The sequence below is a fragment of the Rhodonellum sp. genome, from assembly GCF_030656585.1.
Lineage (GTDB): Bacteria > Bacteroidota > Bacteroidia > Cytophagales > Cyclobacteriaceae > Rhodonellum > Rhodonellum psychrophilum.
The window spans coordinates 18,705-41,461 of the sequence record NZ_JAUSPP010000013.1; the positions used below are offsets into that span (position 1 = coordinate 18,705).

A 22,757-nucleotide genomic window follows, 5' to 3' on the forward strand; every position below is an offset into this window, starting at 1 on the left:
GGAATATGTTGGGTTTTCCCCAGCAACATTTGGGATTTCTTTTTTAACCCGAATTCTAAGAGAGTGGAAAAGTAACGTAAAGCATCTAATTGGAATTATGGATTCATATTTCTATTTCGGACTCAAATTACAAAAAAAAACAGTCAAATTATTTATGTTTTAGGTTTCGCCAAATCGTTGCTATTCCTAAGTCCCCAAACAGTCTGATGTTCTTGGGATTTCAACCCTCATCAAAAATAACCTAGTGCTTAATATAGGTTTAACCCGAAATATGCACTAGGCTTTCTTAGGATATTGAAACCGAAAGAAAATCAGGCAATTGGGCGAATGATTCCTGATACCGATATGATGAATTCAAGAAAAGTCAGCAACTGACTAATTACCAGGTAAATACAGCATTGAATGGTGTTCGTATTGTATTAAATGGGTTTAATACAAAGTAAATTAGTTTAAGCGCACATTTATTTTAGGAGTTGATTGTTCAAAGATCTTCCGTATACAGGACAATACAGGATGGAATTGAAAATTATAATCATTTTTTAAGGGTTTAATTTCTATTCTAAAATCTTTAATTCAATATAATAGAAGAAAAGCGGACATCATTCCATTCTCTAGGCAACTAAAGACTAGAAACAATATAATAATTGGGGAATATATTGTTTGTCCATTCTTTGTTTTCTTCATAATCGATAAAAAGTAAATTATAAAATAGCTGAATGTCAAATTCGCAAAACAATTATTTATTGGAATGCAGGATAGTAAAGGACAGATAAAAAACATTAATTCTTTTTATTTATAAGATATTCTATTTGAAAACCATGCAATTAACAATTAACCCAAAATCTTATGAAAAAAGAACTTTACCAAGGATTAATGAAGCGGCTGATGGGAATCACCATTGCAATCCTCTTAGTAAGTTTCGCTTCCTATGCGCAGACGACTTCCATTACGGGAGTAATAAAATCACAAGGTGATTTGCAGACAATACCTGGTGTGTCTGTTTTGGTAAAGGGAACCCAAAGGGGCACCATTACCAATATGGATGGAGAATTCTCTCTACAGGTTGCTCCAGGTGAGACACTCGTCATCAGTTTTATTGGCTATGCTACCCAAGAAAGAATGCTTCCGGCTGGTATTACAAGGCTTGAAATCACTCTTGCACCTTCTGTGTCCGATCTTTCAGAAGTAGTCGTTGTGGGTTATGGAAGCCAGTTAAAGAGAGAAATTACTGGGTCCGTGCAATCAGTTGCAGGAACAGATCTAATGGATATTCCGGCACCTCAAATTACCCAAAAACTACAGGGAAGATTGGCAGGGGTTCAGATCAATCAAACGACTGGACAACCCGGAAAAGGAATGAATGTAAGGATTAGAGGACAGGTTTCAGTGTCTGGAGGCAGCCAGCCTTTATATGTGGTGGATGGATTTCCCATCACAGGAGATATCAATTCAATCAATCCTGATGAAATAGAGGATATTTCTGTATTGAAAGATGCTGCATCCACTTCCCTTTATGGCTCTCGAGCGGCAAACGGAGTGGTTTTGATCACTACAAAAAGAGGGAAAGCGGGGCAAACCAATGTTTCGTTAAATGTATATACCGGTATTCAGCAAGTCCCGCGCTATAACCGATTGGAAATGATGGATGCCGTGGAATTTGCCACGTTCAAAAAGGAATACTTTGAAGATTCCGGGAGGCCCGTTCCTGAAATGTTCCAGAACCCTACCTCCTATGAAGGTAAGACCCAAGATTGGTATGATGCACTTTTGCAAACTGCACCGATCTCGAATTACAACCTTACGATTACCTCAAATACAGAGAAAATGCGAACCTCCGTGGTTGCTGGATATTTTGATCAGGGAGGCGTGATTCTGAATACTGATTTCAAGAGGTTTTCCTTAAGGCTAAACACAGATTATCAGATTTCCGACAAAGTCAGAGTGGGATTCAATCTTGCTCCTACCTATACAACGGATAATACGCCAAGGTCTGATGGAGATAGAGGAACTGGCGTTTTATTCAACGCTTTGCATACCTGGCCAAACATGCCTATTTATGATCAAAGCGGCGAATTGACCTATTTTAATCGGTTTCCTGGAGAAACAGGAAATATATTTGCCTATCCAAATTGGGTAAGGTCAGCAATCGATGTTACCAATGAAACAAAAGCCACCAATGTCCTGACCAATGCTTTTGTGGAATATGCTCCCATCAAAAATCTGGTTTTTAAGTCTTCTATCAATGGGGAATTGAGGGGCTCCAAATACTTCTATTTTAACCCTTCTACTGCAACACCAGCTATAAATGTTGCCATTCCAACGGTGGCACAATCTATTCGCGAGACCATTGAAGATTTTAGCTGGTTGAATGAAAATATTGTTACCTACACTACGGCTATCAATGATCATAATTTTGAAATTTTGGGTGGATTTACCAATCAGCATTTCAGAAGAGAGAGAACCAGGATTCAAGCCGATACTTATGCAGATGATCGATTGCCAACTATTCAAGGCGCAATTAACATAAACAGAAATGGTTCATTTTCAGATGTTCAAGAATGGTCTTTAACCTCCTTCTTGTCCCGAGTCAATTACAATTACAAGGGAAAATATCTTTTCACTGCCTCAATGCGGGCTGATGGATCTTCCCGATTTGGTTCTGAAAACAGATGGGGCGTATTTCCTTCTGTTTCGACAGGTTGGGTGTTGTCTGACGAAGGATTTTTAAATACCAGTGAACAAGTATCCTTCGCTAAAATAAGAGCCAGTTATGGTGTAACCGGTAACAACAATATCGGTAACTATACCCAATACGCCTTGATCAACAACACGATTAACCACGTATTTGACAACAATGTGGTTCCCGGTGCAGCTGTCACCTCATTGGCCAATCCCTTCCTAGGTTGGGAAACCACAAGGCAGTTTGACATTGGATTGGACTTAGGACTCTTTGATGACAGAATCCAGTTTGTTTATGATTTTTACACCAAAAACACCACGAATTTATTATATAGTGTACAGATCCCTCAAGAAGCGGGGTTTGGTAGCTTTAATGACAATATCGGAGAGATCAGGTTTTGGGGTCATGAATTTTCAATTAATACCAGAAACACAACCGGTAAGCTAAACTGGACAACCAATGCCAACATTTCTTTCAACAGAAACCGGGTTGAAGCACTTGCTGATGGAATTGATAGGGTTTATGGTACTTTCCATATCACTCAGGTGGGACAACCTTTTGGCATGTTCTACGGACTTCAAAAAGAAGGCCTTTATATGAATGCAGAAGATTTGGCTAATTCTCCCCAGGTTCCCGGCCGCTCTGTAGTTGGTAGTATTAAATTTAAAGATATCAACGGGGACGGGATCATTACGCAGGGAGGAACCAATGATGACAGAACCATCATAGGCAATCCTTTTCCAAAATTCACTTATGGAATAGTCAATAATTTCCAATATGGAAAGTGGGATATGAGCATCGTGGGCTCAGGTTCTTATGGCAACCAATTGATCATGCGACACCTTTACAGTACAGCCAATTTAGATGGGGTATTCAACATGGTCCGCAGAGTCAATGATAGATTTAGATCCCCAGAAAATCCAGGTGATGGGTTCTTTGGTACAGCTATCGGCGGCGGCAACGTAACAGGTATTGAAAGAGACTGGATGAGTAGCCACTTTGTAGCAGATGCATCCTTCTTCAGTATCAAAAACCTCACCGTTGGGTATACCACAGGAGAGATTTCGAGATTTATGAAGTCGGCGAGGTTTTATGCTTCTGTACAGAACCTTTATGTATTTACCAAGTATTGGGGAGGATCCAATCCTGAAACCAGCATGCAAGGTGATGGTCAGGGAGATGGTGGGAATTTAAGCCAAGGAATTGACCTCTTTGGGTACCCGATACCGAGAACCATCACTATTGGTGCAAATATTAACTTCTAATCAGTGAAGCCACTTAAAATTGATCAAAAAATGAAAAAAATAAATATAATTTTAGTTTCCTGTATGGTTCTCTTCTCAAGCTGTGAGGATTTTCTGACCATCGTACCTGAAACAGCCTTAAGTTCGGCTACTTTTTTTAAGACTGAAGCTGATTTTAATCAAGCGGTCAATGCGGCTTATGCCCCTATGCGAAATGTCGTCAATGATAGGGCATGGCTGTTAAGCGAAATGCGTTCCGACAATACCATGTATGGCAGAAACATTCTGTTTGGTGCTACTGAGCAGCAAGAGGATTTATCCGATCATGCGCTACCTGAAGCCAATGGAGTTACTTCCAACGTCCATGTGCTAAACCAATACCGATTGAATTTCCTCACTATCGCAAGAACAAATCAGGTGCTCTCCACCATTGATGAAGTGGACTTTGATCCTCTCTCAAAAAACAACCTGAAGGGGCAGTCATATTTCTTAAGAGCCTATTCCTATTATGAACTGGTGAGGTACTTTCAAAGTGTTCCTTTGCACACTCAACCGGTTGCCAATAGAGAGTCGGCAGCACTTCCATTATCCTCTGAAGAGGAAATTTATTCACAGATTATCAGTGACGTTGAACAGGCCATCCAATTGCTTCCCCTCCGATCAGCACAAGGTGTTGGCAGGGTAAGTTCGGGCACCGCTCGGATGTTAATGGCAGATATTCTGATAACCAAAAAAAGATGGGTAGAGGCCGAAGCCCAGCTCGTTGAGATTGTTAACAGTGGTCAGTATGGATTGATGGCGAACTATGAGGATGCCTTTTCTGAAACCGCAGCAAACAAAAACACAAAAGAATCCTTGTTTGAAGTCCAGTTTCTCGAAGGTGCTGCAGGAATGAACGGGAATTTCATGTATCAATTCATGCCTAGACCCATGTCTGCCCAGGAGCTGACTCCACTTTCAGGAACCACCAATGCCCAGCCTTTGGATGGTCAGGGAAATAACGTCCCGACACCTGATATTATAGCGGCTTATGAACCTGGAGATATAAGAAAAGAGGCTTCTATCGGTTTTGTAAATTTATCCGGAAGCCTGAGGGAAAATAAAACTTATCCTTACATCAAAAAATTTGTGAGAGAACATTCCCTCCATAATAATCATGGAATGAATTGGCCCATTTACAGATATGCGGAAGTTTTGTTATTTCTTGCAGAGGCTTTGAATGAGCAGGGAAAATCCGGAGAGGCGGCAGTTTTCCTCAATCAAGTGCGAAACCGTGCTGGTTTGGCCAATACTACTGCCAGCGGTCAGGCAGGTTTAAGCGAAGCTATCTTTCAGGAAAGAAGGGTAGAGCTAGCTTTTGAAAACAAAAGATGGTTTGATATCACCAGAAATGACCGCGTTCAGGAAATTATAGGAGCTTTTGGCGTAAGGGCTTTGGCTAACCCCCAAGACTACTACTATCCTGCTGGAGCAACATTCCGACCCAATGCCTTTTCCAACATAACAAAATACTACGCCTTACCAGCTGCAGAATCTGAGATTACACCTCATTTCTAAAAGTATTAAAATTCCGTACATAAATATTAACCCAATATCCAAACAAGAGAATCGTTCAAATGGATATTGGGTTATATATATTTTATCAAAGGCGCATTAACACCATAGATAGTTTTATACAATTGTAAATAAGCCCTAAATTTGAAATTATCGTGATTAAAAAGTCATCAGCCTTTAGCCGCAATTTCATTTAAAATTCAAAAAATATGAACTTAAAAAACTCAAGTTATACCCTCCTTTTGATTCCTTTTTTGTTGGTCATGGTGATTGGCTGCAACAAAAAAACCGAAGACAAGGGACCTATCGATCCCAAAGTGGCAAAATTGAAATTGCCCGATGGATTTGTGGCAGAACACATCTATAGCCCAGGGGACAATGATCAAGGTTCGTGGGTGGCGATGACTTTTGATGACAAAAACAGGCTCATCACCGCAGATCAATATGGGTTTCTGTACCGCTTGGAAATCCCTGAAATCGGGTCGGATTCATTGGCCCCAAAAATCGAGAAATTGATTGTGGGAAATGTCAGTGAGCCACAAGTGGGAATGGGTTATGCACAAGGTCTTCTGTATGCTTTCAACAGCCTTTATGTGATGGTCAATCACAATGCCAACGAAAATTTTGAGAAAAGTACAGGTTTGTATCGGCTCGAGGATAAGGATGGGGATGATCAATATGAAACCGTAACCCAAATCAGAGGCTTTACCGGTGAGCCGGGAGAACATGGGCCACACAGCATGAAGCTTTCCCCAGACGGAAAATCCATTTATCTCATCGCGGGAAACCATGTCGATGTGCCCGAAATGGACGCTTACCGACTCCCGAAAGTTTGGGATGAAGACAATCTTTTTCCGCTCATCAAAGATCCCCGTGGCCACGCCAACAACAGAATGGCGCCCGGCGGTTGGATAGCCAAGATTGATCCTGAAGGTACAAATTGGGAATTGATTTCGGCAGGTTTCAGAAATGCATTCGACTTCGCCATCAATGAAGCAGGGGATATGTTTGCCTATGATGCAGATATGGAATGGGACTTTGGAATGCCTTGGTACCGACCTACCCGTATCAATCACGTGACCAGCGGCAGTGAATTTGGTTGGAGAACGGGCAATTCAAAATGGTCGCCCAACTTTCCAGACAATCTACCCGCGGTGCTGAACATCGGTCAGGGTTCACCCACCAATGCCATGTTTGGAACCCATGCGAAGTTCCCTGAAAAATACAGAACAGCGCTTTATGCCTTCGATTGGAGCTTTGGAATTATCTATGCCATTCATTTAAAACCGGCTGGTGCCACCTACGAGGCCACGGCTGAAGAGTTTATTTCCGGCTCTCCGCTTCCTTTGACCGATGGAGAAATTGGTCCTGACGGAGCGATGTATTTTATGACCGGAGGAAGAAGACTTGAATCCGATCTTTATCGGGTGTACTATGATGGGGAGATTAAAGCCAGCGAGAAAAAGCCGCTGCTTGCATCTGATTTGCCACAGGAGGCCAAATTGAGAAGACAGCTGGAGGAATTTCATGTAAGCGATGCGCCTGCTGCTGGGCTTGATTTGGCATGGCCAAACCTGAAACACAGTGATCGTTTTGTTCAATATGCTGCACGAATCGTTTTGGAACATCAGCCAGTGAATTCCTGGAAAGCGAAAGCTTTGGCAGAAAAAGATCCGGCCACTTTGACCCAAACGATGATCGCATTGGCGAGACACTCCGGCAAAGGCCAGGGAGAACCCATGATCCAGGCCTTGATAGGGATCGATTACGGATCCTTGAATGAAAAAGGCAAACAGGATTTGTTACGGGCTTTTGAGTTGATTCTTTATAGACAGGGAACCCCAAATGCTACAGTGAAAAACCAGTTGATTGCATACTTGGATCCCAATTTCCCTGCAAATGACAATGACCTGGATCGTTCGTTGAGTGTATTGCTGGTCCACTTGGATGCACCCACTGCCGTGGAAAAAACCTTGGCCTTATTGAAAAATGCCAAAGATGATCCTGAATACCAGAAGACATTTATTTCTTCTTCGGATTTGGTCTTGAGGAATCCTCAATACGGCCTTGATATCGCACAAATGCTTGCAAATGTGCCGCCAGCCCAGCAGACGTATTATGCGACCGTTCTAGGGAATGCAAAAGCCGGATGGAATCCAGATTTGAGGAATGAATATTTTACTTGGATCCAAAATGCATTTAAATACAAAGGTGGAAGAAGTTATGTAGGCTTTATCGACAGGGCAAGAAAAATGGCCTTGACGCATGTTGACCAGAAAGATTTTGATCTGTACAATGAGATGTCAGGTGCCGCTTTGCTGACCGGAAGTGGAAATGATCTGGTCGTCTCGGATGTTCAGCCAGAAGGTCCAGGACGAAGATGGACAGTGGAAGAAGCCCTGCCTTTGATGGCAGATTTAAGCGGCAGGGATCTGGTAAAAGGGAAAGCGATGTATTCGGCGACTTTGTGTCTTTCTTGCCATACCATGCAAGGAGAAGGTGGTATCATAGGACCTGATCTGACCCAGCTTGGGACAAGATTTTCCGCTAAGGATATCCTTGAATCCACCATCAATCCAAGTGACGTGATTTCTGAACAATACCATTCCACCATATTCGAATTGAAAGCAGGTGGATCGGTTGTGGGTAGATTGACGGATGAGGATGGTACCCATTATTTCGTGTCCCAAAACCCATTTGCACCAGAAACTATCAGAACCGTAGCCAAAAGTGAGGTGGCAAGTACCAAAAACTCCGATGTTTCCATCATGTTGCCGGGAATGATCAACAGGTTGAATGAAGAAGAATTGAAGGATTTGATGGCCTACCTCATCTCAGGTGGCAATCCGGACCATGAGGTGTATCAAGACAAAAAGATGACAGCAAAATGAGAAAGCCAAATAAATTTTCATTCCATAAAATTAGGGTATTCGGACTCAGTGCGGTTTTTATTCTGCTGAGCTGCGGGTCTTGCCAAAATTCAACAAGCAAATCCAAGTCACCTGAAGTCTCTCCTTCCCAATCCCCAAATGAAGGTTTTGTCTCCCTTTTCGATGGAAAAACCCTGGAAGGCTGGGAGGGCGACCCCGTGTATTGGTCCGTTGTGGACGGTACGATCGTCGGGGAAATCACGCCCGAAACGCTGCTCAAGACCAATACCTTCATCATCTGGAAAGGTGGTGAGCCTGCAGATTTTGAGTTGAAAGTGGACTACAAAATCAGCGATGCGGGCAATTCGGGATTCAACTATCGAAGCGATAGGGTGGAGGAAGTACCCTTTGCGCTAAAAGGGTATCAAGCCGATATCGACGGACAAAACCGATATACTGGCCAAAACTATGAGGAGCGGAAAAGAACGACGCTTGCTTATCGTGGACAGAAAACCCGAATTACCAGCCAGGAATCCGGCGATGTTAAAGGATTTGTGGAAAGAAATGCCTGGAAAGGACTGAATCTGGAAAGCGAACTGGGCGATCGGGACACACTTGGTGCCTTGATCAAGAAGGATGATTGGAACACCCTGCATGTGGTGATCAAAGGCAATGTGTTGCAGCACTTCGTGAATGGGACCTTGATGAGTGAAGTCACCGATGACGACCCGAAAAACAGGAAAATGTCAGGGTTGATGGGTTTTCAGGTGCATGTAGGCCCTCCGATGAAGGTCCAATTCAAGAATATCCTGATGAAAAAGCTTTGATGCCGTACCAGAAATCGGTCTGTTTTTCCACAGGCAATCTCTTGTGAAACCAGATCTGTTTATTGTTGCTTAAGTACAAAAAAGCCCGAGGTTGAGATTCAACTTCGGGCTTTTTTTATTTGTACGTCCCTTGCGGGAATCCAGAAAAATCAGCCTACTTCTAAAAGGGCTTTGTGATTGATTGTCAGTGAAGTAATCTTTAGAAATCTGAATAGTCCGTTGGGTACAATAATCTACCATCGTTTTTGGAAACCGTGTTTTGGTATTCTTCGATTACCTTCAACTTATCCCAATCCGGATCCGACCCGAAGGCTTTCCAATGTGCATCTCTGGATGCCATATCGGCAAATGTGGTCATGTACATCAGATTCGGCATGTTTGCTCCGGCCAGTGTTTCGGCATAAAAGACCGCATTAAAACCCAACTTGGCGAAAATATCGATTTCACCCTCATTGAACATCTTTACTTTTTGCTTGTAAAGTCTTTCTGTTGCAGCTTCATAACTCCTCAATTCATAGATCCTGTCTTTTTTTGGACCTGTCACCTTCGATTCGATAAACCTTGGGCTGCCGGTAAAAGCATGGAGCAGGGCGTTTTCAATCCTTTTATAGGGAGGATTGTCATGCGGTGCATTGATGTAGGAAGCGCCATCCGAAAGGTAATTGCTGTCTTTGTCCAATTTGGCCGGCAAAGCCAAATATTGTTTCATGGATTTGTAAGGAATCAGCACATATACCTTTTTTCCAGCATCTGGCTGAGAAGCGACCGGTTTGAAAACCCCAACTTTGGCGACGCCGTTTCTGTGCATCGCCGGTAGCAAAGCATTTTGAAGATATGCGTCAATCTGTTTTTCCTGATTGTTATTCTCGATGTGGTAAATTCTCAATTCATAGAAATCCCTTTTGGAGCCTTGGCCGAAGAGGTCCGCAACCAAAAAGATGCAGAATAGTGCGATGAGAAATGGTGTTGATTTTTTCATTTTTTGTGAATGGGTTTAAGGTTTGTTAGTGCTTGAATTTAAGCAATCCAAAAGCCAAAGCAGAGAATTATTGATATGGTGCCCCAGTATTTGATAAAAGGAGAAAAATGCAAAAGAGGGGATTGTTTATGTTACCACAATTGTCGTTTCGAATCAAAAGGGTGTTTTTGTCCCACAATCCATTAAAAATGTAAAACGATGATCTAGTTGTCTTTTTCTCCAATAAAGAATCATGATTGGATTGAGTGTCATTTCCTGAAATTATATATTGACTTTTCCTTCAGAAAAACAATAAAATGGCTTAAAACAACCGATCAGGTGCCTAGAAGGGGAATCAATATAAATATTGGGAATTCTGTGCTTCATAATTTTCAATTCTTGAAGGCAGTTTGCTATCTTTAAATTGAACCAGCTTTAATCTCCCCATCTATTGTGGACATATTTTAATGGAAGATTTTTGAAACCCGACAGAACAGGATAGTCCCTAAGGTTGGTGTTGATAAATTGAAATTGGATTGGTTACCTAAATGCATTCGTGATTCTAAAAAGATGGACATTAACTTTTCGAAGGACTTTATCTCAAATCCCGCACAACTGGGCGGGATTGAAACCTCCATATTGGACAATGGCCCAGGAAAGGGAGTCCGAATTGCATGGGTAAATACGGGTTCGGGATTGCGGTATAAGGTCGTAATTGATCGGGGAATGGACATCGCTGAAGCCTTTTTCAATGCACATAGCCTTGCTTGGATTAGCCACGCAGGAATCACGGCCCCACAGCCTTTTTCAGATCAAGGTGCAAATTGGCTAAGAACATTCGGTGGAGGATTGATGACCACTTGCGGATTGTCGCACGTTGGAGGTCCCGAGTCGGATGATTTTGGCAACAGAGGCCTTCATGGAAACATCAGTAATATTCCGGCAGAAATCATCTCTATCCAGCAGCCTGACCCTCTTCAGGGAAATCTGGAAATGTCCATCACGGGAATAATAAAAGAATCGAGTGTTCTCGGACCCAACTTTGAGTTGAAAAGAACCATTTCGGGAAGATTGGGGCAACCAAGTCTGATCATCCGCGATGAAATCACCAATCTCGGCAATACCGAGGCTGCCCACATGCTGCTTTACCACTTGAATTTTGGTTGGCCTTTTATCGATGAGGGAACAGAGATGGTCTGGGAAGGAAATTGGAAATCAAGGGATGGAGATCCCGACAACAGGATTTTCAACCCCAAAAACGATTTCAAGAAATGCCCAGCCCCGATGGATGCGCATGCCGGTTCTGGAGAGGACGCTGCATTTATTGATCTTTCTTCCATCAAGGAGGATAGTTGTATTTGCGGTTTTGTCAATCAAAAACTGGGCATTGGATTCTCCATTAAATTTAACCGAAAGGAATTGCCTTGGCTTGTGAATTGGCAGCATTGGGGCAAAGGCGAATATGTCACCGCCTTGGAACCTGCCACAAACCCGCCAATCGGACAAGCCGCCGCCAGGAAAGCAAATACTTTGATCAAAATCCCTCCCGGAGAAAAAAGATGCTATTACCTGGAAATGAGCGTCCTAACCACAGCGGAGGAAATCGAAGCCCTCCTGAGAATCAACAATAGAGAACGCGAAAAACAACTATAAAACAATAAAACCTAAAATAAATCTATCCCAAATAATCAACCAGTACAATATGAGTTTGGCAAAAAAAGCATTAGAACAGGGCGAGGGAATCCTAAGATTGGCACCCATTTGGGTTCCGAGGTCCTTCTGCGTTCCCGGCAGAAGAATAAAATTACATCCCGATGATTATTATGTCCTTGGCGGACAAAGAGGAGGGATTGACGAGCGCTGGTTGTCTTCCACTACGCCTGCACAAAATGGGCCTTTGACAGGAAAAAATGAAGGTTTGAGCCCCGTGGTTTTTCAGGACGGAGATGAGGAAAAGCAGTTTTTACTCAAAGACGCCATCGAGGAATTAAAAGGTGAAATCATCGGAGACCGCATCTGGGACGAATACGAGAGTTGGCCGATGTACTCCAAGTTTTTTGACAACATGGGGCCTCTTCCGCACCATATCCACCACAATGACGAACATGCCGCTTTGATCGGCCAAAAGGGCAAACCGGAAGCCTATTATTTCCCACCGCAACTCAACAACCACGGAGGGGATTTTCCTTACACCTTCTTTGGCATTGCTCCGGGAACCACCAAAGAACAGATCCGCGAATGCCTCGTGAACTTCACAAAAGGGGACAATAAAATCACCAATTTTTCCCAGGCATTCCGTCTGGAACCTGGAACTGGCTGGGATGTTCCTCCGGGAATGTTGCACGCACCGGGAAGTATGTGTACTTACGAGCCGCAGAAAGCATCTGACGTTTTCGCCATGTACCAGTCCTTGGTCAATGAGGCGATTATTCCCGAAGAATTGCTTTGGAACGGAACGCCAAAGGATAGAATGGGGGATTTCGATCAGTTGATGGAAGTGATCGATTGGGAATTGAACGTGAATCCCAATCTCCTGGAAACGCGATTCATGAATCCAAAGCCGGTTGGAGATCTGGAGGAAATGAAGGCCAAGGGATATATCGAAAATTGGGTTTGCTACCGTTCCGAAGCTTTCAGCGCAAAGGAATTGACTGTTTTCCCGGGACAGACCGTCACCATTACAGACCAGGCGGCCTATGGTTTGATCGTAATGCAGGGGCATGGAAAGATGGGTGTTTGGGATATCGAAACCCCGGCATTGATCCGCTATGGACAATTGACGAATGACGAATTCTTTGTTTCCGAAAAAACCGCAATGGCGGGCGTGAAAATCGTCAATCCTTCCAAGACTGACCCAATTGTCATGCTGAAACATTTTGGGCCCAACAATCCGGACCTCACCTTATAATTTCAATCATTTTCTTTCATATAGACTCTTGTAATGATGACCCAAAATAATTATCCAAAACTCCACAATGCCACTTGGCCGGGTATTGTGGGAAAAGGACCCGACTCAGAGCCAATTATTTCTTTTGACACCATGTTGGAAAGTACCGCCGCCGCAGAAGTGGACGGGGTGAAATTTGATGGGGTGGATATCGGGCTTTTTGATCCCCATATTGATTTGGACATGTCTGACGACGGGATCAAGAAATTGGCAGAAAAGGTAGCCGGCCTGAACCTGAACATTGGTAGTTTGGTCGCGCCCATCTGGGGAGGCCCAGCCATGGGGAGCAAAGAGGACCGAGCACTTTTCGTGGAAATGGTCCGGAAATCCTGCTTATTTGGTCAAAAACTAAGGGATTTGGGTGTAAGGCCAAATGGCATCGTCCGGATCGATTCTGCCAGTTCAGTCGAAAAGTGGGCAGTCGACCCAGTTGGCAATACCAAATTGATCGCCCAAACTTTCAGAGAAGCCTGTGATGTGGCGGCTGATTTTGGCGAAAAACTGGCAGCCGAAGGAGAAATCTGCTGGGGCGGCATGCACAGTTGGAGAGCGATGATCGATACACTGGAGCAAGTGGACAGACCGAACATTGGCTTTCAGGCGGATATGTCCCATACTTTTTTGTATTTATTGGGATACAACAGTCCGCAGGACAGGATACTCCCGAAAGATTTTGACTGGAATGACCGGGCCACACTGACCGAAGCACTCAAAACCTTGACAAAGGCATTGAGGCCTTGGACGATAGATTTCCATGTTGCCCAAAATGACGGGACCGTTTTCGGTTCTGGATCCCATGACAAAACAGGCAGACATTGCCTCGCCTCCGATCCCAACGGAAAATTGGATATCGCAACAGATGCCGGACATTGGCTCAGGGATGAGAAAGGGGAGCTGACCAAAGCTTTCCGACACCTTTGCTGGGATGGCTGTATGTTTCCCAATGAAGTGATGACAGAGCCCAAAACATGGAATGATATCTTGTCAGCCATGGTCAAGGTGCGTGAAAAACACGGCTGGTACGAAGCGGAGTAAATTCTTTAAAAAAACCTAGAACGATGAAAGAGACCAAAAAACTTAGAATAGGATTGATAGGAACAGGATTGATGGGTAGGATCCATACCAACGGGTACAAGCGACTCGGTGATTTTTTTCCGGAATTGGAATATCGCCCAGTGCTGCAAGCGGCCTGCTCCAGAAGAGAAGACAAAATCACTGCATTTGCAGAACAATGGGGATATGCTTCCGTCGAAACGGATTGGCGGAAAATGATTGCCCGAGACGATATCGACGCGATCGATATTTGTACGCCGAACAATACCCATGCTGAAATCGCCATTGCCGCAGCTGCGGCGGGAAAGATGATCCTCTGCGAAAAGCCACTTTCCAGAACACTCCAGGAAGGGGAGGACATGGTGAAAGCCATTGAAAAATCCGGGGTGAAGAATACGGTTTGGTACAATTACCGAAGGGTTCCTGCCGTGACCTTGGCCAAACAGGTGATCGATTCCGGAAAATTGGGAAAGATATTCCATTACAGGGCCAATTTCCTTCAGGATTGGACCATCAATCCGGATCTCCCGCAGGGAGGAGATGCCCTTTGGAGACTGGATGCTGATGCAGCAGGTTCCGGGGTGACTGGGGATTTGTTGGCGCACTGCATCGATACGGCCATGTGGCTAAACGGCGGCATCAAGGATGTCTCTGCCATGACGGAGACTTTTATCAAGGAAAGAGTGCATCAGGAAAGCGGTAAAGTCCAAAAAGTGGGGATTGATGATGCCTGTTTGTTCCATTGTCATTTTGAAAATGGATCCTTGGGTTTGTTCGAAGCAACCCGATATGCTAGGGGACACAAAGCCTTGTACACCTTCGAAATCAATGGGGAACATGCTTCGATCCGTTGGGATTTACATGATCTGAACAGATTGGAATATTTTGACCACAGCGACGATTCCATTGTGAGAGGTTGGAGATCTATTCACGTTTCTGATGCCGACCAACCTTATATGGACAGATGGTGGATTCCGGGGACATGCATCGGGTATGAGCATTCCTTTATCCATCAGGTGGCGGATTTCTTCAAAAGTCTTGAGACGGGAGAACCCTGTTCGCCTACTTTCAAGGATGCTTTGGAAACCCAAAAAGTCTGTCAGGCAGTCCTGGATTCCGCTGCCGAAAGAAGATGGAAAGATACCGGGGTGGAATGGACTGAAAAGTGATCAATGAAAATCCCACATAAAACCAAAAAACCTCCCAGCAAGGAGGTTTTTTGGTTTTGATATCATCCGTAATTGCATTTTTGGGGTGAAATTCATTGAGGTGAAATATGACCAAATATGATTTTATGAATTGATTGACCTGGATTGCATGAAGAGGCGTGTCTGTGATCATTGATTCCAATTGGCTGATTGTTGCACAGATACCTTCCCCCACTTAATTCGACTCAAATTCAGATTGGTCAAAATTTTCTCGATATTTCATCCTTAGCTGACCTTTGAGATTGCCTTGTTGCTCAAGACCGGCATCGTTTGATCGCAATTTGACATCCATATCGAATATGACTTCTATTGTTCTGATGTTCTCCCCAGCAGCATTTTCTTCGGTTCCTTCTATGAGATGAATGATTTTGAGAAAATTCCCGGCATCCAAAAGACCTGGCAAAAGTGTGTATCCATTGTAATTTCGCTGATCCAAAACAGCGATATAAAAATTGTCTTCCCACGAATCCCCTTCCTCAAAGGGAATGTTTTTGTTTCCAATAGCAAGGATTTCTTTGACCTTGTCATAGGGGTAAAATTCATTGGCAATCCCTTTCTGATCCAAATCTTGAATCCCAAAGTCCTCTTTGAACTTAGTTTTCGGAAGTTGTAAATAAATGTCAATCCCGGATATAGCATCCCTTATGGTTAATCCGTGATAGACATATGCCGCTGCCCTGCTGGAATAAAGTTCTGCGCTGAGTCCAGTGGAATTTGAGGTTTTGATTCCTTTGGATCCAAAATTCCTGCCGTCAGGCAATGAACCCACGAATCCCACTTCTGAAAGCTGGATTTTAGGGGTGGATTCCTCGTCGGATGCGCAGCCCATCAGGAGGTAGGCAATCAACAAAAATATGGGGTGCTTGGCTGTTTGGGATTTCATTTCTTCAGGTTATTAAGTGAAAATAAAAATTTTATAAAGGTAACTTGCTAAAAGACAGACGTAAATAAAGTGGGGGATGCGACAATTGAATTCATGTTTTTTTTAATGGTCAAAACATTGCCTGATTGGGAGAGGAGATCAATGGATTTACCTTAAATTGAGATTCATTTTTGATGGGGTTTTAGTTCTTGTCAAAAGTGCTTCAAACAATCAAATTCAAAGAACGATGAGGCTTCCAAAAATCCATTTGAAATTTTATCTTTTCATATTTTCGATTTTTTTAATTTTCCATGCCAAGGCGCAGCAGGTTGGGATTCAATGGTCCAAGGACGGGAATTCCTATTTCCGTGTGGAGCAAAATGAGATTGTTCAATATGCACTTCCTTCCAATGACGGAAGCGTTTTGATCAATAGAGACCTCATGATTCCCGAAGGCCAAACTGATCCGCTTGACTTGGAATTATTTTCTTTTTCAGAGGATAGTAGGAAATTATTGATCTATACAAACAGTGCACAGGTGTGGAGAATCAATACCAGAGGAGATTATTGGGTCTTGGATCTGGAGCACAACAGCCTTCAGAAGCTTGGGAAATCATTGCCGGAATCCTCTCTGATGTTTGCGAAATTTTCTCCGGATGGCACTAAGGTCGCTTATGTCAGCCAATACAATATTTATCTGGAAGACCTTTCGACCCAAGCCATTCAAGCGCTGACCACAGATGGAAATAGAAAATTGATCAACGGTACTTTTGACTGGGTGTATGAAGAAGAGTTTGCGAATAGGGATGGTTTTCGCTGGAGTCCGGACAGCAAGTCCATAGCTTTTTGGCAGTTGGATGCGCGAGGAACGGGTGATTTCTTCATGATCAACAATATCGATTCGGTCTATTCCAAGGTGATACCGGTTGAATACCCGAAAGTAGGTCAGGATCCATCCGCCGCCCGTATCGGCGTCATTGACTTGTCCACGTCAAAAATTGAATGGGTGAAAATCGAAGGCGATCCGAGACAGCATTATCTTGTCCGATTGGAATTCATTCCCGGCACGAATGAATTTTTGGTACAGCAACTGAATCGCAAACAGCAGGAAAGCAAAATCATCCGTTGCGATGTTGGTTCGGGGGCGGTGACCGTGATCAGCACAGAAAATGACCCTGCTTGGATAGATGTGATGACGCCCAATGAGGATACTTATGCCGTGGATTTCAAGCATCCATTTCATTGGCTTGCCGGTGGAAAGGAATTTTTATGGATGAGTGAAAAGGATGGCTGGAGGCATTTGTACCGCATCAGCATTGATGGCAAAAAAGAAACTTTGGTGACCAAAGGAGATTTTGATGTCATTTCCCTGGAAAATTATGAGGAGAAAAGCGGCTATGTTTATTTTATCGCTTCTCCGACCCATGCCACCCAAAAATATTTGTACCGGACCAAGCTGGATGGGAAAGGGAAACCCGAATTGATAACACCAGCAGGATTGCCCGGAAGTCACTATTACAACATTTCCCCCAACGGGAAATTTGCCCAACACCGGTTTTCAAATACCCATACAAGGCCACTTGGAGAATTGGTCAGCTTGCCTCAACACAAGGCTTTGAATGAAAATGAAAGCATTGCCAAAAAGCTTCCAAAAGCTCAGGAGGAAAATGTCACTACTTTTTTCAAAATCAAGACAGAAGAAGGAGTGGAGATGGACGGATGGATGGTAAAGCCATCGGATTTTGACCCGTCCAAGAAGTATCCCGTGGTATTTTATGTGTATTCCGAGCCTTGGGGAGCCACGGTCATGGATGGATATGGTGCCTCGAAAAACAGATTGTATAGAGGAGATATGCGGGAGGACGGATATGTTTACATCTCCATAGACAACCGCGGGACTCCTGCGCCCAAGGGTCGCGAATGGCGGAAATCCATTTACAGAAAAATCGGCGTGGTCAACATTCAGGACCAGGCCAATGCCGCCAAGGAGATCTTGAAATGGGATTTCATCGATTCCGATCGGGTTGCGGTTTGGGGATGGAGCGGTGGAGGATCTGCCACCTTGAACCTTTTGTTCCAATTTCCCGAAATCTATAAAACCGGGATTTCCATCGCGGCAGTTGCCAACCAGCTGACCTATGACAACATCTATCAGGAAAGGTACATGGGCTTGCCGCAGGAGAATTTGGCAGATTTCGTACAGGGCTCGCCCATTACCCATGCAAAAAATCTAAAGGGAAATCTATTGTACATCCACGGTACCGGAGACGACAATGTGCACTATCAAAACGCAGAAATGCTCATCAATGAGCTCATCAAACACAACAAGCAGTTTCAAGTGATGCCTTACCCCAACAGGGCGCATGGGATTTCGGAAGGTGAAGGTACTTTTGAACATCTCTCCACTTTATACACCAATTTCCTGAAAATGTATTGTCCACCGGGAGGGAGGTAAATGGATCTTAAGGGAAAAGTGTCGACAGGATTTGGAACAAGAATAAATGGAGATTAGAAGAAAAAGCGAAGAGCAGATTTGACTTTAATAAGCAACAAAAAAACCTCCAGATCTGGAGGTTTTTTTGTTGCTGGTATTCAAACACTAATTTTCAAATGGTATTCGAAACCGATAAAAGCTATTGAATTCAATTAAAATGCAGATTTGAAACCTTCCATTTTTTGGTCAACTTGAGTGTCTACCATAAAGGACAATCTCACCTTTTCCCAAGCCATCGTCACTTTTGCAACTTTATTGTTTTCGGCTGAGATGGTATAAATCAATCTTTCTTGGTTGTCAGCTGCCATCATGGGCGCTACTTTGATGGAGACGGCATTGTCCTTCGCCATTGCTTCCTCGTCTATTTTCCCATCTTTCATGTAAGCAAAAACAGAATTCCCTTTGGCGTTGAAATGGATGGTCCAGTCACCGGAAGCTTGAGGTGTGATGAACACGCCATATTTGCCCGGGCGAAGATTGGTTCCCCCAATGTTTACTCCAGTACTGAATTCTATGATGGTGGTTGCATTGGCACCCGCTCTCCAGGTTACCCCATATTTTTCGATCTCTCCGAATATTTTTCTGCCTTTCACGGCAGGAGAGGAATAGTCAATGCTGATTTTGGTGAAGCCTACATTTTGGGAAACATAGGCTGCCGGGCTGGCTGCGGGAGCCTGCATCTGGGCATTGGACTGGCCAGTGGTGGCGAAAATCACCATCAGGGTAAGGGCAAAGAAATACAGTTTAGCGTTTTTCATAAGTTTGTTTTGAGTTATTGATTGAGAAAGATACAACAAGGTTATTGAAATGTTGTTTTAATGCTGTCTTTCAAAACCCTTGGCCTTATTTTCACGATCAATCCATCACCAAAATGTAACTTGGGTCGTCATCCGTATAATTGACGTTGATGATTTTATCCGCTTTTTCCAGCAATACCCTAGAGCTGGAGCTTAAATGTTTGATATAAACTGTTTTTCCAAGCTTGTGGTATCTTTCTGTCACCTTATGGATGGCTTCTATTCCAGAATGATCCACAATCCTGCTTTCTTTGAAATCAATGATGATTTCAGAGGGATCATTTATGGGGTCAAATTTCTCTGAAAAGGTGGTGGCGGAGGCAAAGAATAAAGGGCCGTACATCTCGTAATGTTTAATGCCATTTTCATCAACCATTTTTCGGGCACGAATCCTTTTTGAATTTTCCCAGGAATACACCAAAGAGGAAACGATCACACCGATCAAAACCGCGAGGGCTAAATTGTGAAGCACTACCGTGATCCCGGTGACCAATACCATGACGATCAAATCAGGAACAGGAACCTTTCCAAACACCTTCAGGGATGCCCATTCGAAAGTACCAATGGCAACCATAAACATCAGTCCTACCAATGCTGCCATCGGGATCATTTCTATATATTCCGAGAAAAATAAAATAAACAGCAGCAGTACAATTGCCGCTACTGAACTCGAAATCCTAGTCCTACCGCCGGCATTGACATTGATCAAACTCTGTCCCAGCATGGCACAACCGCCCATTCCTCCAAAAAAACCAGTCGCAATATTTCCCACGCCCTGCGCGATGCATTCCTTGTTTCCATGACCACGGCTCTCAGTGATCTCATCGATCAAAGTCAAAGTAAGCAAGGACTCAATCAATCCAACACCAGCCATGATCGCGGAATAGGGCAAAATAATCATGAGGGTTTCCAAGGTAAATGGAATACTGGGTAGGTGAAACTGAGGCAGACCTCCTTTGATCGAGGCAATGTCTCCAACGGTTTTGGTGTCGAGACCTCCAAAGATCACGATGGAGGAGATCAATAATATTGCTGCCAAAGAAGAGGGGACAGCCTTGGTTAATTTTGGTAAAAACTTAATAATTGCCATCGTCAAAACCACCAAGCCCAACATGATATAAAGGTTGTTGCCACTGATCCACTCCTCTATGCCAGAGGTGTTGATGAATTTGAACTGGCTGAATTGGGACATGAATATGATAATGGCCAGACCATTCACAAAACCAAAGATAACGGGATGGGGGACCAAACGGATCAATTTTCCCAGTTTTAGAACGCCTATTAGGATTTGGATAAGCCCCATCAGGATCGCGGCGGCAAAAAGATATTCTACCCCGTGATTAATCACCAATGCCACGACGATAACGGCAATCGCTCCCGTGGCTCCGGAAATCATTCCCGGTCGACCACCCATGATAGAGGTGATCAGTCCAATGATAAATGCAGTGTAGAGACCGACCAATGGACTGACTCCAGCAATAATGGAAAATGCCACGGCTTCTGGCACCAAAGCCAAAGAAACGGTGAGTCCGGACAATACTTCGTCTTTTAAATTTGTCTCTTTGGGGACAAATAATCTGTAAAAAGGTTGAATCATAGGGATGATTTTTAATGGGGTTGAGAAATTTTGTGCTTTAGAATCAATAGCAAAAAAATAAAGTCGGAATAATTCCGTGCTGTTGAATGGGGGACTAAATTTGGGGGTATTTTTTACATTAGGATGCAAAAGTAAGTAGAATAATTTTTTATAGAAAATATTATTCTGAATTTTTATATTACCTAGGATCATCTAATCCATTGGAGTTGGGCTGGTATATTTGATTTTTATACGTAAAGTCACATTTATTTTGGTTTATTTTTACTTTGGGTTCATTATTTTACATTTGTGGTAATATAATCCAAAATACAATAATTCTTAAAATCGCCTCTTTTGGGTCAAAAACAAAATTATCTATCAAAATGCGCAAAAACCGAAATCCAATCTATTCAGCCCGATATTGAATTATTTCCAGTTTATCCGAAAAAACAAGGTAATGTCCATTTTTGGGGCCATGATGACGACGCTCTCCAGTTTTGGGCAAACTTTTCTTTTGGCATTGTATGTCCCTTTTTTGATTGAGGAATTCAAGATCACAAACAGCCTGATTAGTTCTTTCTATGGCGTAGCCACCATCGCCAGTGCCTTGATGCTGCCAAAACTCGGGAAGTTTATCGATACCGTTCCGCTCAAAAGATTTACCTTGATGACCACTGCCGTTTTTTTGATATCCTTAGTGTTTTTTAGTTTTTCATGGAAATGGTGGCATATCCCTTTGGCATTTTTTGGTTTGAGATTGGCCGGGCAGGGCTTATTCTCCCATATTGCCATTACTTCCATGTCCCGGTATTTTCTGGAAAATAGGGGCAAGGCGATCAGCGTGGCTTCACTTGGGCACCCTCTGGGCCAGGCTGTATTGCCAGCCATTACGCTTTTGGTTATTGCCCAAATCGGCTGGAGGGAATCTCTCTGGGTCAATGCCGCTTTGGTGGGTATCATCGTCACGTTTTTTGTAATATTTGCGATCAAACCTGCCCATCTTCAACCCGAATCCATTCTGGAAAACCAAGAGGAGGTTAAAAAAACTTCTCAAAAGGTAGATAAGGTCCGTCAAAGGGATATCCTGAAGTCTAGGCCATTTTGGTTGTTGGCACCCAATGTGTTTTTTATCCCATTTGCGATCACAGGATTGTTTTTCTACCAATTTGGAATCGTGGAGTTCAAAGAATGGGGAGTGGAATTGGTCGCGTTTGGGCTCACAGCTTTTGCCATTGCCAGTGCATTCAGTATTTTGACTGCCGGCCCATTGATTGATAAGTATTCTGCCAAAACCTTTTTTCCGTTTTATTTGATCCCCTTTTTGGTTGCTTTGCTGATTATTTGGCTGGTGAAGGGGCCAATGGGAATGTTCGGGTATATGATTTTTATGGGGCTTTCCGTTGGATTTGGCAATGCCACCATCGCGGCACTTCAGGTGGAGTTTTTTGGGCAAAAGTACATAGGAACTGTCAGGAGCTTGTTTACCTCCATGATGGTATTGAGTTCAGCAGTTGGTCCGGCACTGTTTGGGGTGATCCTGGATGCAGGCTTGGGATTCAATGTGGTGTTTATGATCAGCATTGGCCTTTTGGTGCTGATCATACTCCTTTCCCTTAGGGCAATTCCAACCTATTCCCGTGCCAAATGGAAGTACAAATACAGGAAGAAGTTTAAGAAAACGTAAAGC

14 protein-coding genes are annotated in these 22,757 nt (G+C 43.5%); 10 read left to right on the plus strand and 4 right to left on the minus strand.

Features of this window, described 5'->3' with window-relative positions:
* Window positions 1–846: 846 nt before the first annotated feature.
* The 4 genes from Q7J63_RS01840 (at window position 847) to Q7J63_RS01855 (ending at window position 9,175) form a co-directional block, all read left to right on the plus strand.
* Window positions 847–3,945, plus strand: coding sequence for a TonB-dependent receptor (locus Q7J63_RS01840; RefSeq protein ID WP_304883736.1), 3,099 nt, complete (start codon window positions 847–849; stop codon window positions 3,943–3,945).
* A 30-nt stretch (window positions 3,946–3,975) separates the two neighbouring features.
* Window positions 3,976–5,481 (plus strand): RagB/SusD family nutrient uptake outer membrane protein, encoded by a 1,506-nt coding sequence (locus Q7J63_RS01845; protein WP_304883737.1) that lies wholly within the window; start codon window positions 3,976–3,978, stop codon window positions 5,479–5,481.
* 206 nt (window positions 5,482–5,687) lie between these two features.
* Complete coding sequence (locus Q7J63_RS01850) at window positions 5,688–8,369, plus strand: c-type cytochrome (protein ID WP_370691855.1); 2,682 nt, start codon at window positions 5,688–5,690, stop codon at window positions 8,367–8,369.
* On the plus strand, window positions 8,366–9,175 hold the full coding sequence (locus Q7J63_RS01855; protein ID WP_304883738.1) for a DUF1080 domain-containing protein: 810 nt from the start codon (window positions 8,366–8,368) through the stop codon (window positions 9,173–9,175). The genes Q7J63_RS01850 and Q7J63_RS01855 overlap by 4 nt, the downstream gene beginning before the upstream one ends.
* A gap of 199 nt (window positions 9,176–9,374) precedes the next feature.
* Here Q7J63_RS01855 and Q7J63_RS01860 read toward each other — a convergent pair whose 3' ends face one another.
* The gene (locus Q7J63_RS01860) at window positions 9,375–10,154 is read right to left on the minus strand and encodes an NIPSNAP family protein (protein WP_019597454.1); all 780 of its coding nucleotides are present in this window, start codon (window positions 10,152–10,154) and stop codon (window positions 9,375–9,377) included.
* Window positions 10,155–10,703: 549 nt separating this feature from the next.
* Between Q7J63_RS01860 and Q7J63_RS01865 the strand changes: the two genes are divergently transcribed.
* The 4 genes from Q7J63_RS01865 to Q7J63_RS01880 are packed head-to-tail and all read left to right on the plus strand — an operon-like array spanning window position 10,704 to window position 15,302.
* Window positions 10,704–11,786: an aldose 1-epimerase family protein gene (locus Q7J63_RS01865; protein ID WP_304883739.1), complete on the plus strand. Its 1,083-nt coding sequence runs from the start codon at window positions 10,704–10,706 to the stop codon at window positions 11,784–11,786.
* Window positions 11,787–11,835: 49 nt separating this feature from the next.
* The gene (locus Q7J63_RS01870; RefSeq protein ID WP_304883740.1) at window positions 11,836–13,041 is read left to right on the plus strand and encodes a class I mannose-6-phosphate isomerase; all 1,206 of its coding nucleotides are present in this window, start codon (window positions 11,836–11,838) and stop codon (window positions 13,039–13,041) included.
* Between the two features lie 36 nt (window positions 13,042–13,077).
* Entirely contained in the window at window positions 13,078–14,115 is a 1,038-nt protein-coding gene (locus Q7J63_RS01875; RefSeq protein WP_304883817.1) for a sugar phosphate isomerase/epimerase, read from the plus strand.
* Between the two features lie 23 nt (window positions 14,116–14,138).
* Window positions 14,139–15,302 (plus strand): Gfo/Idh/MocA family protein, encoded by a 1,164-nt coding sequence (locus Q7J63_RS01880; protein ID WP_019597460.1) that lies wholly within the window; start codon window positions 14,139–14,141, stop codon window positions 15,300–15,302.
* 214 nt (window positions 15,303–15,516) lie between these two features.
* Here the strand turns inward: Q7J63_RS01880 and Q7J63_RS01885 are convergent, their stop codons facing one another.
* Window positions 15,517–16,224: a hypothetical protein gene (locus tag Q7J63_RS01885; RefSeq protein WP_304883741.1), complete on the minus strand. Its 708-nt coding sequence runs from the start codon at window positions 16,222–16,224 to the stop codon at window positions 15,517–15,519.
* A 226-nt stretch (window positions 16,225–16,450) separates the two neighbouring features.
* Here Q7J63_RS01885 and Q7J63_RS01890 point away from each other — a divergent pair, with 226 nt between their 5' ends.
* Entirely contained in the window at window positions 16,451–18,658 is a 2,208-nt protein-coding gene (locus tag Q7J63_RS01890) for a S9 family peptidase (RefSeq protein WP_304883742.1), read from the plus strand.
* A gap of 191 nt (window positions 18,659–18,849) precedes the next feature.
* On the opposite strand, the gene Q7J63_RS01895 is transcribed toward Q7J63_RS01890, so the two are convergent.
* Both Q7J63_RS01895 and Q7J63_RS01900 read right to left on the minus strand, forming a co-directional pair.
* Window positions 18,850–19,455: a DUF2911 domain-containing protein gene (locus tag Q7J63_RS01895; protein WP_304883743.1), complete on the minus strand. Its 606-nt coding sequence runs from the start codon at window positions 19,453–19,455 to the stop codon at window positions 18,850–18,852.
* Between the two features lie 97 nt (window positions 19,456–19,552).
* Window positions 19,553–21,091, minus strand: coding sequence for a SulP family inorganic anion transporter (locus Q7J63_RS01900; protein ID WP_304883744.1), 1,539 nt, complete (start codon window positions 21,089–21,091; stop codon window positions 19,553–19,555).
* A gap of 436 nt (window positions 21,092–21,527) precedes the next feature.
* Here Q7J63_RS01900 and Q7J63_RS01905 point away from each other — a divergent pair, with 436 nt between their 5' ends.
* On the plus strand, window positions 21,528–22,754 hold the full coding sequence (locus Q7J63_RS01905) for an MFS transporter (protein ID WP_304883745.1): 1,227 nt from the start codon (window positions 21,528–21,530) through the stop codon (window positions 22,752–22,754).
* The last annotated feature ends 3 nt before the right edge of the window (window positions 22,755–22,757 follow it).